At 58.7% G+C, this 14166-nt stretch carries 15 protein-coding genes; 7 read left to right on the top strand and 8 right to left on the bottom strand.

The genetic code is table 11. The features are described from left to right. Positions 1-7: 7 nt before the first annotated feature. Positions 8-400, top strand: coding sequence for a YidB family protein (locus tag K1X75_15980; GenBank protein ID MBX7059563.1), 393 nt, complete (start codon positions 8-10; stop codon positions 398-400). Positions 401-407: 7 nt separating this feature from the next. Here K1X75_15980 and K1X75_15975 read toward each other — a convergent pair whose 3' ends face one another. After that, entirely contained in the window at positions 408-1991 is a 1584-nt protein-coding gene (locus K1X75_15975; GenBank protein MBX7059562.1) for an FMN-binding glutamate synthase family protein, read from the bottom strand. Between the two features lie 68 nt (positions 1992-2059). Beyond that, entirely contained in the window at positions 2060-3754 is a 1695-nt protein-coding gene (locus K1X75_15970) for an acyl-CoA dehydrogenase (GenBank protein ID MBX7059561.1), read from the bottom strand. A gap of 121 nt (positions 3755-3875) precedes the next feature. Between K1X75_15970 and K1X75_15965 the strand changes: the two genes are divergently transcribed. From K1X75_15965 to K1X75_15950, 4 genes are all read left to right on the top strand, one after another. Next, positions 3876-4724, top strand: a complete 849-nt coding sequence (locus K1X75_15965; protein ID MBX7059560.1) for a lysophospholipase — start codon at positions 3876-3878, stop codon at positions 4722-4724. A gap of 58 nt (positions 4725-4782) precedes the next feature. Next, on the top strand, positions 4783-5367 hold the full coding sequence (locus tag K1X75_15960; GenBank protein ID MBX7059559.1) for a hypothetical protein: 585 nt from the start codon (positions 4783-4785) through the stop codon (positions 5365-5367). 14 nt (positions 5368-5381) lie between these two features. Then, positions 5382-6197 carry a hypothetical protein gene (locus K1X75_15955; protein ID MBX7059558.1) on the top strand — a complete coding sequence of 272 codons (816 nt, stop codon included), beginning with the start codon at positions 5382-5384 and terminating at the stop codon, positions 6195-6197. A 76-nt stretch (positions 6198-6273) separates the two neighbouring features. After that, on the top strand, positions 6274-7647 hold the full coding sequence (locus K1X75_15950; protein MBX7059557.1) for a glutamine synthetase family protein: 1374 nt from the start codon (positions 6274-6276) through the stop codon (positions 7645-7647). Positions 7648-7690: 43 nt separating this feature from the next. On the opposite strand, the gene K1X75_15945 is transcribed toward K1X75_15950, so the two are convergent. From K1X75_15945 to K1X75_15925, 5 genes are all read right to left on the bottom strand, one after another. Then, positions 7691-8104, bottom strand: a complete 414-nt coding sequence (locus tag K1X75_15945) for a hypothetical protein (GenBank protein MBX7059556.1) — start codon at positions 8102-8104, stop codon at positions 7691-7693. Between the two features lie 68 nt (positions 8105-8172). Continuing rightward, complete coding sequence (locus tag K1X75_15940) at positions 8173-8778, bottom strand: hypothetical protein (GenBank protein MBX7059555.1); 606 nt, start codon at positions 8776-8778, stop codon at positions 8173-8175. A 6-nt stretch (positions 8779-8784) separates the two neighbouring features. Continuing rightward, on the bottom strand, positions 8785-9540 hold the full coding sequence (locus tag K1X75_15935) for an MBL fold metallo-hydrolase (GenBank protein ID MBX7059554.1): 756 nt from the start codon (positions 9538-9540) through the stop codon (positions 8785-8787). Positions 9541-10134: 594 nt separating this feature from the next. Next, positions 10135-10512: a hypothetical protein gene (locus K1X75_15930; GenBank protein ID MBX7059553.1), complete on the bottom strand. Its 378-nt coding sequence runs from the start codon at positions 10510-10512 to the stop codon at positions 10135-10137. A 445-nt stretch (positions 10513-10957) separates the two neighbouring features. Beyond that, a complete protein-coding gene (locus K1X75_15925; GenBank protein ID MBX7059552.1) occupies positions 10958-11383 on the bottom strand; it encodes an Rrf2 family transcriptional regulator in 426 nt (141 codons plus the stop codon). Between the two features lie 171 nt (positions 11384-11554). On the opposite strand from K1X75_15925, the gene K1X75_15920 reads away from it, so the two are divergent. After that, positions 11555-12562, top strand: a complete 1008-nt coding sequence (locus K1X75_15920) for an NADP-dependent oxidoreductase (protein ID MBX7059551.1) — start codon at positions 11555-11557, stop codon at positions 12560-12562. A gap of 17 nt (positions 12563-12579) precedes the next feature. Here K1X75_15920 and K1X75_15915 read toward each other — a convergent pair whose 3' ends face one another. Further along, positions 12580-13194: a hypothetical protein gene (locus K1X75_15915; GenBank protein ID MBX7059550.1), complete on the bottom strand. Its 615-nt coding sequence runs from the start codon at positions 13192-13194 to the stop codon at positions 12580-12582. A gap of 149 nt (positions 13195-13343) precedes the next feature. Between K1X75_15915 and K1X75_15910 the strand changes: the two genes are divergently transcribed. Continuing rightward, positions 13344-14162 (top strand): crotonase/enoyl-CoA hydratase family protein, encoded by an 819-nt coding sequence (locus tag K1X75_15910; GenBank protein MBX7059549.1) that lies wholly within the window; start codon positions 13344-13346, stop codon positions 14160-14162. Positions 14163-14166: the final 4 nt, after the last annotated feature.

Raw genomic sequence — 14166 nt, 5'->3', positions numbered from 1 at the left:
GGCGTCGATGAGCTTCCTGGATCGAGTGGTGGGCGCTGCCAACGAGCTGCTTAAAAAAGGCGAGGGCCAGCCCGGACTGGCCGAAGGCCTGGTTGGGCTGCTGAAAGAAAAAGGCGTCAGCGGCATCGTTGCCGACTTCAAGAACAAGGGTCTGGGCGAGATTGCCTCCAGCTGGGTGGGCGGCGGTCCGAATTCTATGATCTCCGCCGAGCAAATCAAGGCGGCGCTCGGCAGCGAGCGCGTCCTGGAGCTGGCGCGTCGCGCTGGCGTCTCCGAAACCGTGGCGGTCAGTTTTCTGCGCGACACCTTGCCCGGATTGATCGATCGGCTTACCCCGGAAGGTAAGACGCCGCCCGACGATCCAGGCGCCGGCGCCGGTCCGACCAGCAACGCCAGTTGAAGGCCGCTCAGACGGCGCTCAACTCCTTGGGCGCCGGAATGTGCGCTGTATAGTCCAGCATCGTTGTAAAGTCTACAGGATTACGTTCATAGCCCAGGACGTCGCTCAAAGTACGGAACCGATTCTGGCCGCTACTGATCTCGATATCCTCGCCTTTGAATTGTAGCGGATGTTCATAGCCGCAGGCATGAGCCACGCTGAGTAATTCCTTGCGCAAACCCTTGATGAAGTTGGCGGTGCGCTCCGCCTTGAGCGACACATTGAGGCCCGATTCCAGCCAGCGATTCTGCGTGGCGACGCCCGCCGGACAATGGCCAGTGTGGCAACGCTGCGCCTGGATGCAGCCAATCGACATCATGGCCTCGCGCGCTACATTGATCATGTCGCAGCCCATGGCGAAGGCGACAATGGCCCGATCGGGAAAACCCAGCTTGCCGCTGCCAATCCAGACCACGCGATCGGCGACGCCAGCGCGCTGGAATTCCATGTAGACGCGAGCAAAGCCGACTTTGAAGGGCAGCGAAACGTGATCGGTGAAAGTCAGCGGCGCGGCGCCGGTGCCGCCTTCGCCGCCGTCAATAGTGATGAAATCCGGTCCGCGGCCGCTGTCGCGCATCATGGCCGCCAGTTCTTCCCAGAAGGCATGCTCGCCGACGGCGCTCTTGATGCCCACTGGCAGTCCGCTGGCATCGGCCAGACGCTCGATAAAGTCTATCAGGCCGCGGGTGTCGCGAAACTCGGAATGTGCGTTGGGTGAAATGCAGTCCTTACCCTGTGGAATGCCGCGAATTGCGGCCACTTCCGCCGTGACCTTGGCGCCGGGCAGGATCCCGCCCTTGCCAGGCTTGGCGCCCTGGGAAAGCTTGATCTCGATGGCGCAGACATTTGGATTTTGCTGCAGGCGTTGCAACGCGCGATCCAGCGAAAAGCGTCCCTGTTCGTCGCGAGCGCCAAAGTAGCCGGTGCCAAGTTGCCAGACCACGTCGGCGCCAAACTGGTGGAAGGGCGACAGGCCGCCCTCGCCGGTGTTGTGGTAGCAGCGCGCCATGCGCGCTCCCTGATTCAAAGCGGACACGGCGCGCTTGCCAAGCGAGCCATAGGACATGGCCGAGATGTTCACGATCGATCCTGGACGAAAAGGGCGACGACGATTGCGCCACTCGCCCATCACCTTCAAGCTTGGGACCATCGTTGGATCGCCTTCTACGTATCGCGCCTCGCGCTCTGGAAAGGGGAAGGCGGCGTGCTTGATGATCGGATAGCCCGCATCGTAGAGCAGCTCGGTGGTGCCAAAGCCAAAGTTGTTGTCCTGCTTTTTGGAGGTAGCGTAGACCCAGCGGCGCTCGGCGCGGCTGAAGGGCATTTCCTCCTTGTCGTTGGCCACCCAGTACTGCCGCAATTCTGGGCCGATCGTTTCCAGGAAGTAGCGCAGGTTGCCAACAATCGGAAAGTTATGACGGATTACATGACTGCGCTGCAGAATATCGCGCAGTCCGATTATAAGCAAAAAGATTCCCGCGGCAATTGCGGAGCTGAGCCAGGGATGATGGCGGATCCAGCTCAAATAGGGCAGCAGTTCGTCCAGCGACATGTCCAGACCGAAATGCGCGCCCCGCAAGCTTCAATCAGAAAATGTACGCAGAAAGCGCTCCGATTCCGTCAGGAGCGCATGACATAGGCGCCCTTGTGCGCCATGACCATTTCATGCACCTGAGCAGAGCGGCTTTCGTCGGCTGCCGGTCGCCGCACCATGGCCAGCGCCAGCTTTTGTTGCGCCTCGCTGAGCGAGGACTTCTGGTAGAGGGTTACGGCGTGTTTGCTGAAATCGCGCACCTGGAAATCAAAGATCTCGTCAACCAGGGCCGACGCAGCGCCCTGCAGCGCCGCCTGCTCGAGAACCAGGCCGCCGTAGGCAATGAGCGTAAACAGCTCGCCCACGGTCAGCATCAGATCAAGGTCCTTGCTTTGCTCGGCATTGGGACCCTCGCTGGAAAGAAAGGAACAAAATACTTCGGCCTGCTCCATAAAGCGAGCGACGTTGGCTTCGCTGCGACCGGCAAAGCGCTGCCGCCAATCGCCAAAGCCAACTTTGTCCAGGCCCTTGGTGGTGGCGCCTTGCTGGAACAGGAAGTTCTCCTCGGCGGCAGCGTTGGAGGAGGGCGGGGCCTTGAGCGAACTGCTATCAAACAGATAGCTGCGCATGAATTTGATCACCAGCACCATGTTGACATGGGCGGTGCCTTCCAGTTTAGGCAGCATGCGGATATCGCGTGTGGCGGATTCAAAGTACATATCCTTTTCAAAGCCGCGTGCAGCAATCACGTCCCACAGTAGATCGATTACCTCTTCGCCCTGCATGGTAACCTTCATCTTGACCATCGGATTGTACAATAGATAGCGGCGATCCTCGGCCGAGGCGGCGCGCATGTAGTCTTTGGCGCGGTAGGCAAAAAGTCGCATGGCGCAAAGACGCGCATAGGCCTCGCCCAGTAATTGCTTCACGTGCGGAAAATCGCTAACAAAGGTTCCGTAGAGCTTGCGATTGCCAGCATGATTGATTGCCTCATAGAATGCGTGCGTGCAGATGCCCGTAGCAGCCAGTCCAAGATTGAACTTGGCGTAGGCTACGGTGGCCAGACTCGCATCCCAGGAGGGGCGTCCGCGCAACAGAATATCGTCCTCAGCGATCGGGTAGTCGTGCAGTTCGAATTCGGCCACGTACTTCTGCCCGTGCACCACATTCTTTTTGCATTCATAGCTCTTGTGATCGGGCGCTACTGAAACAAAGGCATACTCCTTGCCATTTTCCATGCGCGCGAATACCGAAAGCAGCGCCGCGCAGTTCCCATTTCCTATGTAATACTTATCTCCCCGGGCGACATACTTGCCTTCGCCCTGGGGGATGAGCAGCATGTCGGTGCCAATCAGATCAGCGCCGTGTTCTTTTTCGGAAAGGCCAAAGCCAAATACGCCGCCGGATTTGAGCGCGGCGGCAGCGCGCTTCTTGGCGGTTTCATTGGGACTCATCCAGAAGGGTCCAAGGCCCAGGATGGATACCTGCCAGGGATACCAGTGCGATAGCGAATAGAAGCCAAGAATCTCGCTGAACTGCGTGTTACGCGCCGAATCGAAGCGACAGCCTGTTTCGCCATAGGCCGAGGGAGTCAGGAACTTGTAGAAGACCTGCTTCTGGGCTAAAAACTCCAGGAAGTCCGCCACCCAGACCGCCTCATGGTCCTCGCGCTTCATGGCAGCATTCCCTTTCTTTTCGAAAAATTCGATGGTCGCCTGAAAGATGGAACGCGTCTCGGCGTCGAAGTCCTTGAAATCGGCTTTTCCGGGGTGCAGCAGCATTCGCGCAGGCTCGGCAGCCATAGTCCACCGTCACCTGTTTTTGCAGTCAGGCGGCTGCGGGCGCAATTGAACTGTAAAAAATCATTTGTGATTTTGCGCCGCCTTTGCAGGCCTATGTCAAATGTATCAACAAACCGACGGAATACTGCGGTCCTCCAAGGACGATTTTGAACTGGCCTACCACCGATGGCTCCCGCAGCAAACCCGGCGAGTGATGGTCGTTCAGCACGGCTTTGGCGAGCACAGCGGCCGTTACGGCCACCTGCGCGAGGCCCTCGACGGAACCGGAACGGCCTTCTACGCGCTGGATTCTCGCGGCCATGGAAAAACCGGCGGCAAGCGCGGCCATGTGGACCAATTTCAGCTTTATGTCGACGACCTGGCGGACCTCGTCCAGCTGGCGCGCAAGGAAAACGGCGAGAACAAGGTCTATCTTCTGGGACATTCGCTGGGCGGCGTAATGGCGCTGCAGTACGCCCTTGAGGGCACCAACCAGCGAAACCTGCACGCCTTGATTGTCAGCGCTCCGGGCTTGATTGTGCAGCTTGATTTTGCCAAGCGCATCAAGAAGTTCCTGGCCCAGGTCTTTGCTCGCGTGGCCCCGGCCACCACCCTCGATGCCAATCTGGACCTGACTTATCTTTCTCACGACCAATCAGAAATTGACGCCTACAAGGCCGACCCTCTTGTTCATGGCAAAGTTTCCTTTCAGATGGCCAGCAACCTTTTCAGTCTGGGCAAGGCGATCTTCAAAAAAGCCAGCCATCTGACCGTACCGGCTTATGTGTTCCAGGGCACTGCCGATGGGATCGTCTCTCCGGAAAGCTCGCGTCGCCTGTACGAGCTCCTGACCACCAAAGACAAGACCTTAAAGATGTACGAAGGATTGTTTCACGAAACGATGAACGAGCTGCCGGCCGATCGCGCGCGCGTGCTGGGCGATTTGAAGGCCTGGCTCGAAAGCCATTGACGCCGGCGCCGGGCGGCGGGGCGCCAGCCGCCTGGATACAGCTTATGACAAACGCTACGTGCGTTTTGATTTCGAACGCGAGGGTCTCTTCCAGTTGCTGGCCCGCAGCTTTCCGATCAGGCGCGCGTTGTATCCGGGCAGTTCGGTTCACCTGACGCCCTCCTTTCACATTCCCTGCGTGGACTACGTTGATCTCAAGCAGGACGCGGCGCGCTTCTTTGAGGACCGCCCGGTCGTTCTGAATTTGATTGAATCGCGCAAGAGTTATCGCCCGGCGTCGGACTTTCATTTTGTACTTCAAGACTACATTGCCGGACCGAGCTTGCCGGGATCCGACTACGACTTGCTGCTGTCGCTCTACGCTCCCAAAGTGGTCGACTCCTGTCTGCCCTGCCTGCGTTCCGGCGGTTTGCTGCTGACCTGTAACCATTTTGGCGATGTAGCAGCGGCGCGAATGATGCCGGAGCTGGAGGCGCTTGCGATATTGAAATGCAGGGAAGGTCGCTACCAATACCGCGAGGCGGAGTCTGCTGAACTTGAGCCGATCATTCGCGCTGGGCGCCGTAACTACAGTACGCGCGTCATCGGCGAGGGCTTCAGTTTTCGCGATGAGGAAAACTACGTGCTCTTTCGTAAGTTTTAATGCTGCCGACGCCCATGCACGATCTTCGACTCTACGCACACCGCGGCGCCAGCCGATTGCTGCCAGAAAACACCATCGCCGCCTTTCAGCAGGCGCTGCAAGACGGGGCCACGCACCTTGAGCTTGATGTGCATCTCAGCCGCGACGGCAAAGTGGTAGTGGCCCACGATCGCGATGGCTTGCGCATGGCCGGTCAAGCCGCACTGATCTGTGAAAGCGCGGCAACCGAGATTGTGCGCTGGAACATGGGCGCCCGCTTTCAGCCGCATGCTCAAGCCAGCGATCGAACGCGCTTTGATCCTGGCCGGAAGTATCCTCCGCCGCTGCTTGACGAAGTCCTCGCGAACTTTCCAGAAGCGCCGCTCAATGTCGACATCAAGCAACATGACGGGGCGGCGACGCGCGCAGTGCTCGAGCTGCTGGAACGCAGCAACGCCGCCGCACGTACTCACTTGACCAGCTTCAGCGGCGAGGTCTTGCAAAGGGTGCGCGCCGCGGGCTTTCAAGGCGGGAGCGGCGTGCGCAATCCTGATCTATTGCGTTTGCTATTTCTGCCGCGCTGGTGGCCGGCCGACTATCGCGGTCGCGGCGACGCTGTGCAACTGCCCCGCCGTCGCGGTCGCTGGGTCTTCGACCGCGCGCGTTTTATCGAGCGCGTCCACCGCGCTGGCCTGCGCATCGACTACTGGGTGGTCAATGAGCCGCAGGAAGCGGAACTCCTATTTGGCCGCGGCGCGGATGGCGTGATGAGCGACGACCCGGCCCGGATGGGTTCAGTCTTTCAAGCGGCGCGGCTGACGCGTAACGCTTCCGGCGCTTCGTCCGCTTGAGTCGACGAAAATCGCTTTGCAAGCGCACTATGGCAACCTGCTCTCGTTTGCGCGGGCAGCGCAAGCGGAGCGATGGATGGCCACCAACAAGCATAGCATTGAAGAACTGGTGCAGCAAATTCAGGATTCTGGCGCGGAGAAGATCAAGGCAGCCATCGTCGACATCGATGGCGTGTTGCGCGGCAAGTACATCCACATCGACAAATTCAAATCTGCAATGCAGAAGGGCTTTGGCTTTTGCAACGTGGTCTTCGGCTGGGACGCGGCGGATGTCTGCTACGACAATGTTGAATATACCGGCTGGCACACTGGCTATCCGGATGCCGAAGTGCGCCTGGATCCTGGCACCTTTCGTCGTATTCCCTGGGATAGCAATACTCCTTTCCTGCTGGGCGACTTTGTCGATGCGCAGGGGCAGCCGTTGCCGATCTGTCCGCGCCAGTTGCTGAAGTGCGTTATCGCCAGGGCGCGCTCGCGCAATTATGAGCCAATGATCGGCGTGGAGTTTGAGTTCTTCAATTTCCGGGAAACGCCGGAGAGTCTGGCCGAAAAGGGATTTCGCAATCTGGCGCCGATTACGCCGGGCATGTTTGGCTATTCCTTGCTGCGCAGTTCCTATGGACAACCTTACTTTTCTACATTGATGGATGAAATGGGGCGCTTTGAGGTGCCGCTGGAGGGACTGCATACCGAGACCGGACCCGGCGTATACGAAGCGGCCATCGGCATCGCCGACGCTCTGGAAGCCGGCGACCGCGCCGTTTTGTTCAAGACCTCCGCCAAGGAAATCGCCTACCGCTTTGGCGTATTGCCAACCTTCATGGCGCGCTGGAATCTCAATCTGCCTGGCTCCAGCGGACACGTGCACCAGAGTCTCTGGGACGTCGCCGGCGAGCGCAACCTCTTCTACGACGAGCAGGACTCTCAAAAAATGAGCCCGCTGTTCAAAAGTTATCTGGCCGGCTTGCTGCACTGCCTGCCGGATATCTTACCGATGTTTGCTCCGACGGTCAACAGCTACAAGCGGTTGGTCGAAGGCTTCTGGGCGCCCACGCGCGTCAGCTGGGGCCTGGACAATCGCACTGCTGCGATGCGCGTCATTCTGGGGCCCAGTTCAAAATCGACGCGCGTTGAGGGGCGTGTCAGCGGCGCGGACATCAACCCATATCTGGCGCTGGCCGCGTACATTGCCGCCGGCCTCTACGGTATCGAGAAAAATCTGCCGCTGAGCGCGCCGCCAGTGGGCGGCAATGCTTACCAGTCGGATGCGCCGCGCCTGCCATCAACGCTCTTCGATGCGGCTACTAAGATGCGCGAATCGAAGGTTGCACGCGAACTTTTTGGCGACGCCTTTGTCGATCACTTCACCGCCACGCGGCTCTGGGAGTGGCGCCAGGCGCAGCTTGCCGTCACCGATTGGGAATTGCAGCGCTACCTCGAAATCATCTGAGCGTAGCGCTGCGGCAACTGCCTCACGGATAGGAAAATTCGATTCAGGTTCCAGATTTGCGAAACAGGCGCGCGCCAAGATAGGCCATTGGTATGTAAGCGCCAATCAAATCAAGCAGCGCAAACCACAAGGGCGATGGGATTGTGACAATCATATAGATTCCGCCCAAGAGAAAGATGGCGCCAACCAGCAGCGCAAGCACCAGCTTTTGTTTTGCTGCGATGCGAGCGGCAAGGAACGCGCCGGCCAGGCTGCCCAGGGCGTGCGCCAGAAAAGGAAAGATAAAGTGGCGCGGCTCGAACAGGCTCATCGCCGCCGCCAATCCCGCTTCCGTGGACAGATCCGCGCCAGGCGGCGGCGCGATGAGGTGCGGGCCAATCATGATCAAGCCCATGTTGACAACGCTGCCCAGGACCAATCCGCCAACTACAGCGAGGATATTGCGCAGAATGACCATATTTACGTAAACCCTCGGGCGGATGCTACCTGCAAGCAAAAGCGCGCAGGCCGGCCGGCGGCCAGTCTTCAAGGCGGCGGCAGGAACATCCGGCGAAGCTCAATCTGGTCCGCGCTTTGCTGCATTCTTTGCCGAAGAAACGCCGGCAATCCGTCGCTTTCGATCAGATTTTCGCTGGAAAGAATGGCGATGACTGTACGGCCGAAGCGACCGGCTACCGCGAATCCGTGCGGCCGACTGGCGTCTTCGTTTTCATCTATGATTACGAAGCTTTCATCGCCGATAGGAAGCAAGGAATCCCGTCGTACCGGTTTCCCGTGGGCTGCGCTCATTCCCAGTGCGATGCCGTCCGGCAAATTCGACATCATTGCTGCTGCGCCGTCGGCATCAATGTCCGCGTCAATCTGACTGAAAAAGCGCGGGCCTATCTGCGGGCGATAGCTGTACTTCAGTTCGGTGATGCCGCCCGGAAGTTCAGTCTTAGTCCAGATCTCATTGTTCTTTGCTTCCACGGCAACTGGAAAACCATAGGGGACAAGCTCGTCAGCCCGGATCAGCAGTTGTCGCTCTTCGGCGCTCAGCGCGACTCGCTGACAGGCTGTTGCCAGCGAAAGAAGCGCGATCAGGCAGGACGCCGTACGATTCAGAAATGTCCTGCCTGATTCAGATTTCAAGTTTGCTTACTGCTCAGCCAGATATTCGCGAATCGCCTGGGCCTGCAACGGTCCAAAGTGACCGGGATAGATCATGTTGATCTGGTCATTCATGATCTTGCCCAGCTGTTCGCGGGCTTGCTGGCGATTCTCATGATAGAAGTGCTCGGTTGGGGTCTCGTTGGCAAAGATGCCGCCGCGAATCAGGTCGCCGGCAAAAAGCGCGTCGCCTGTGCGCACCACAACGGAACCGGGCGTATGACCCGGCAGCGGAATGATATTCCCTTCCAGACCGTAGGGATGAAGGTCCACAACGTCTTTGATGACCACGTCCGGTTGAAAGCCAGGGTAGTCGCCATCAGACATTGGTCGCAGGATGCGAGCCATCAGGCCAATGCTGACAGCTTTGCCAAGATCAGTGTGGCCGCTGGTGAATTTGTCGAGGTCGCCAACTCCGCCAGCCACAGGGACGCCCAGATCATGAAAGTAGCGGCCGCTGCCGGCATGGTCGCCGTGGCCGTGAGTCACAATGACCAGGGCCAGAGATGCAGGTTCCACGCCGGATTGGCGCAGTCCATCGAGTACGACTTCCAGTTTGTCGGGCACGCTGGTATCTATCAGAATCGGGCGCTCCCCGCGCACCAGATAAACATTGGCGACGCCGGTGTTGATGCGTACTACGGCTGGCGGCGTACTGCGTTCCAGCGGCGATACGCTGCTGCACTGCAGCGCTCCCAGCAAGCTTGCTGCGGCAAGCAGCGGTCCAAATAACTTCAATTTCATTGCAACCTTCCCAATGCCGGAATGCCGGCGCCTCAATAGAACAGACTAGCACTTTCTTGCCGCCGATACATCGGCCAGTCGGCCCTGCGGACGGCGTTCTACGTGGGAAAGGAGGCACGATCGCGGAGGGCGCTGCCGTAGATCTGGCCCCATTCCTCCGAGAAGAAATTGCGCGCCGCGGACGGGATGGGAAATCCGGTCGCTTGAATTTCTCGCCGCTCCCTGAAGTGAGGCGGGGTATTGGAATTGGTCCTTAGCGCAATCGTGCCGGAATTCCATCAACAAGGAAGCACTTCTTCGCAAAGAGTCCGCCCGGCCCGACTGCCACTCTGAATCTGGCGTCGGAAAGTCCGCGAGTCCCTTGGGGCGCTGATTGCAGCGCGTTTTCGATCGCCAGCATGAAGTTCGCCTCGCTCCAGCCGCGTCCAAAGATTAAACGTTGACAACTTTCGCCATGCACTGGCGTCGGGCTCAACCTTTCCAATCTGCGATCGGGCAGCCGCGAACTTGCTAGAAAGTCGCCGGCTAGAAAAGTTACTGTGCAATTCGCCAAGAAAATCACCGGGACCAATAGGGCTGTAAACCTTACAAGCTTCATCGTGTGACCTCGCCAAAAAGATCGATGCAGATCTGACTGGTGATTGAGAAATTGCGAAATCCAAGGGCCTCCGGCTGCGCGAGTTCCGCTTTCTCCAGCAGTGGATCAATGAGCCCCCGTCGTTGAATACTTCGAATTTCTGGATCCTGGATTGGATTGGCAGTGACCCCAGTTTGAATGGCATTGAGCGTCTCCGATACGCTGTGACAATATTCGACAACATGCGGAGCATCTTCCATTTGCAAGTTTGCATTGCTTCCAATTTCAACGTATCTGGCCGAGGAAATGTAGAAGGCTTCTGTCGTCTGACAGGCGCCCCCTGAAAGTGTAAAGGATGCCACAAATCCTAGAGACAATAAAAGGGATGTTTTCATAACCATATCTGTCCCTGCCTCGAGATTTTGGATAGCGGTTTTCCTTGAATATTGAACAATATACATTCTGTTAGATGACTGATTCGTTTTTGAGTTGGATGGAGTTATGGACTGACGGATCGGGAGCCATAGGACCGCTGCACTGCCCGCTTGCGGACTTAAAGCACTATACAAGTATTGGGTTAGGAATTGCATGGTCGCCGCGAGTTGCTTGAGGTAATGCAAAGGGCAACCAGAAGAAGCTGACGGAGGGACAGTTCTTGTGCTACGGATTGAGCGAAACCGGATATCTGTGGCAATACTGACAACTATCGACGATCAGACCGTTCAATTCGCTTGAGCGGTCTCAGCCTAGATCAAAATGGCGCCGCAGCGCTGCCAATGCAGGAGCGGCGAAAGGCAAGGAGCTTCAGCCGGTAGCTTCCATCCCATCCAGCGGCCGGATTCAGACCTGCACAAAGTCGCGCGCCAGCGAGCGAATGCTCCGCTTGCCAAAGGCCTCGAGCACCCTGGTCTCGGCCTGTTCGTAAAGCGAAGAGAGGGCCTCGTCCACGCCACGGCCCACCGGACAGTTTGGATTGGGCGTTGGATGCCGGCCGAAAAGCGGCCCTTCGGCGACAGCGCGATAGACCTCAGCGACGCTGATCTGTGCTGCGCTCTTCAGCAAGCGGTAGCCGCCATGGGGGCCGCGGTCGGCGGCCAGAATGCCCGCCGCTACCAGCGAAGGCATCAGACGGCGGACCACGACCGGATTGGTATTCACACTGGCGGCAATCTCTTCCGAGGTAGCGTGCGTCTTTCCGCGGGCGGCGCAGCCTTCCATCAAAAGCAGGGCGTGGACGGCGATGGAAAGTCGACTGTTGCCGCTCATTTCTAATTAGGATTGGACGGCAGAAAGCGGGCGGCAAGCCGGAAAAAAGCGCAGCCAGGCAGCTTTTCGGCGGCAAAAGGCCGGTCGCAGAGTCGAATTTACGATTTGTCTTGCCCCTCAGGGCTGCGCCAGGGCGCGCTGAACCCAGAAACTCACACACCGGAGCAAACCATGAAAGCAGCGGTCCTGGCCCGCTATGGCGATCAACACCTGCAATTGCGCGACGATTTTCCTGAACCGGTCCCGGGTCCCGGCGATCTGTTGGTGCGCATGCGCGCCGCCAGCCTGAACCCAATCGACTGGAAGCTGATGAGCGGACGGGCCAAGGCTCTTTTGCCCTACAAAACGCCTTTTGTGCTGGGCAATGATGGCAGCGGCGTGGTCGAGGCCGTCGGTCCTGGCGTGAACGGCTTTGGCGTCGGCGACGAAATCTTTTTCCGACCAGGAAAATCGCGTATCGGAACTCTGGCCGAGCTGGCGCTGATCCGGGAAGTCGACGCGGCGCGCAAACCAAAGAATTTAAGTTTCAACGAATCGGCCAGTTTACCGCTGACAGCGCTAACCGCCTGGCAGGCCTTCTTCGACATGGCGCAGCTGCAGGCCGGTCAGGATGTATTGATCCATGCTGGCTCTGGCGGCGTTGGCGTCGCCGCCATTCAGATCGCAAAGCATTTTGGCGCTCGCGTGACGACCACCTGCGGTCCGACTGGCGTGGAACTGGTGTGCAGCCTGGGCGCCGATCAAGTTGTCAACTATCGCGAACAGGACTTCTCTAAACTCAATCAGCGATTCGACATCGTGTTTGATACGATTGGCGGCGAAACGCTCAAGCAGTGTTTTCAGGTCTTGAAGCCAGGCGGCACAGTTGTGTCCATCAGCGCGGCAATGCCCACGCCCGACATTGCCAGACGCTATGGGAAGGGATGGCCGCTGCAATTCATCTTGCATCTGGCCAATGGCTCGTTGCGCTCCCTGGCAAAACGCGCCGGCGGCAGCTATCGCTATCTACTGATGGAGGGCAACGGCGAACAGCTGGCCAGGATAGCCAGCCTGGTTGAGCAGGGCAAGTTGCGGCCGGTAATCGACTCGACCTTCCCGCTGACGCAGGTCAACGAGGCCCTGGACCTGCAGCGAGCCGGCCGCGCCAAGGGCAAGATCGTTGTCGAAATCAGCCGCTGATTGCCAGCAGTCGATCTTCAGGCGTCGGCGCGTTTGCGGCGCCGCCAGGCGTCGGCCAGGCGCAGCGCCAGCGCAGCCAGAAGAACGATTTCCGGGCCCGACTTCCATGGCGCCTTGAGGATCGCCTTGGGTCCGTAAGAAACTAGAAAGATTAGAAAAATCAAGTATATGCCGATGCTGTGCAGGATTTTCCAGTTCCGCGAGCCAAGGCTGCGGTAAGCGGCGTTGTTGGAGGTCAGCGCCAGAAGCAAAATGAAAAGATAGGTCAGACCGCCGCCAATGTAGGTGACAAGGGTGTTGGCCTTTAACAGATCCCAGTCGTAGATGCTTGCGGTAATCAGAAGTATGGTACAAAGATGAATGCCGTGCGATACTGCAAAGGAAAGGCCCAGATAGCGTCTCTCTTTTAGCAGCCAGCCATTGAGCGAGTTGGCCTGCCGCCGGCGCCAGGGCCCGGCGATGAAAACCGGCAAGAAAAGCAGCAGCGATATGCGGGCGGTTCCGCGCAGCGCCTGACGCAAGGTCAGCTCGTTCCACTCCGAAAGATAGAGCCACAGCAACAGCGCTCCGCCCTCCAGTACAAGCACAGTGAGCGGAATGACTGCGCCGCTAAACCAGTTTCGATTTTTCATGGCTCCATCCTGTCAGTTTGCCGGGCATTGCGCATCGGCCGGTTGGCCTAAGGCAAGTGGAAAAGCGGCCTCAGACGGCGGGCGGCTGGCGCCGCGCCGGTCGCGGGCAAAGCATTTGACAGCGGACCGGGCGCCAGCCATAGCCAGGCATGTACTCCACGCTACTCTACGATGTGCAGGAGCGCATCGCCAGCATTCGTCTGAACCGTCCCGATCGTCTGAATGCCATCAATGACGAGATGCCGGGCGAGATCGCCGCGGCTGTAGCCGCGGCCAATGCCGATGACCGCGTACACGTCATCGTACTCTCCGGCGAGGGCCGTTCCTTTTGCAGCGGCTATGATCTGCAGCTATACGCTGAGACGCCGAGACCGACTACCGGCAGTCAATCGATGCCCTGGGATCCGATGATCGACTTCCAGATGATGTATCGCAACACCAATCATTTCATGAGCCTCTGGCGCAGCGCCAAACCAACGGTCTGCAAGGTGCACGGCTTTGCCGTGGCTGGCGGCAGCGACATTGCCCTGTGCTGTGATTTCGTGATCATGGGCCGCCACGCGCGAATTGGCTATCCGCCGGCGCGGGTCTGGGGCGTGCCCACCACAGCGATGTGGGTCTATCGCCTGGGGCCGGAACTGGCCAAGCGCATGTTGCTGACTGGCGACGTGATTGGCGGCGAGCAGGCGGCGCGCATCGGGCTGGTCAGCGAGGCGGTCAGCGAGCGCGATCTGGACGCGCATGTGCAAGCTTTTGCCGAGAAGGTGGCGCGCATTCCCAGCAATCAACTGATGATGAACAAATTGTTGGTCAATCAGGCCTACGCCAACATGGGCCAGGAGGGCACGCAGATTCTGGCGACGCTCTTTGACGGCATCGCTCGCCACAGTCCGGAGGGCGTGCGCTTTAAGGACATTGCCGAAAAAAGCGGATTCAAAGCGGCAGTGCAGCACCGCGACGAACTTTAGGCGT

The sequence above is a fragment of the Leptospirales bacterium genome, assembly GCA_019694655.1.
Classification (GTDB): domain Bacteria; phylum Spirochaetota; class Leptospiria; order Leptospirales; family Leptonemataceae; genus SSF53.
Note: the sequence above shows the minus strand (reverse complement) of the source record. Positions and strands in the feature narration are given on the sequence as shown.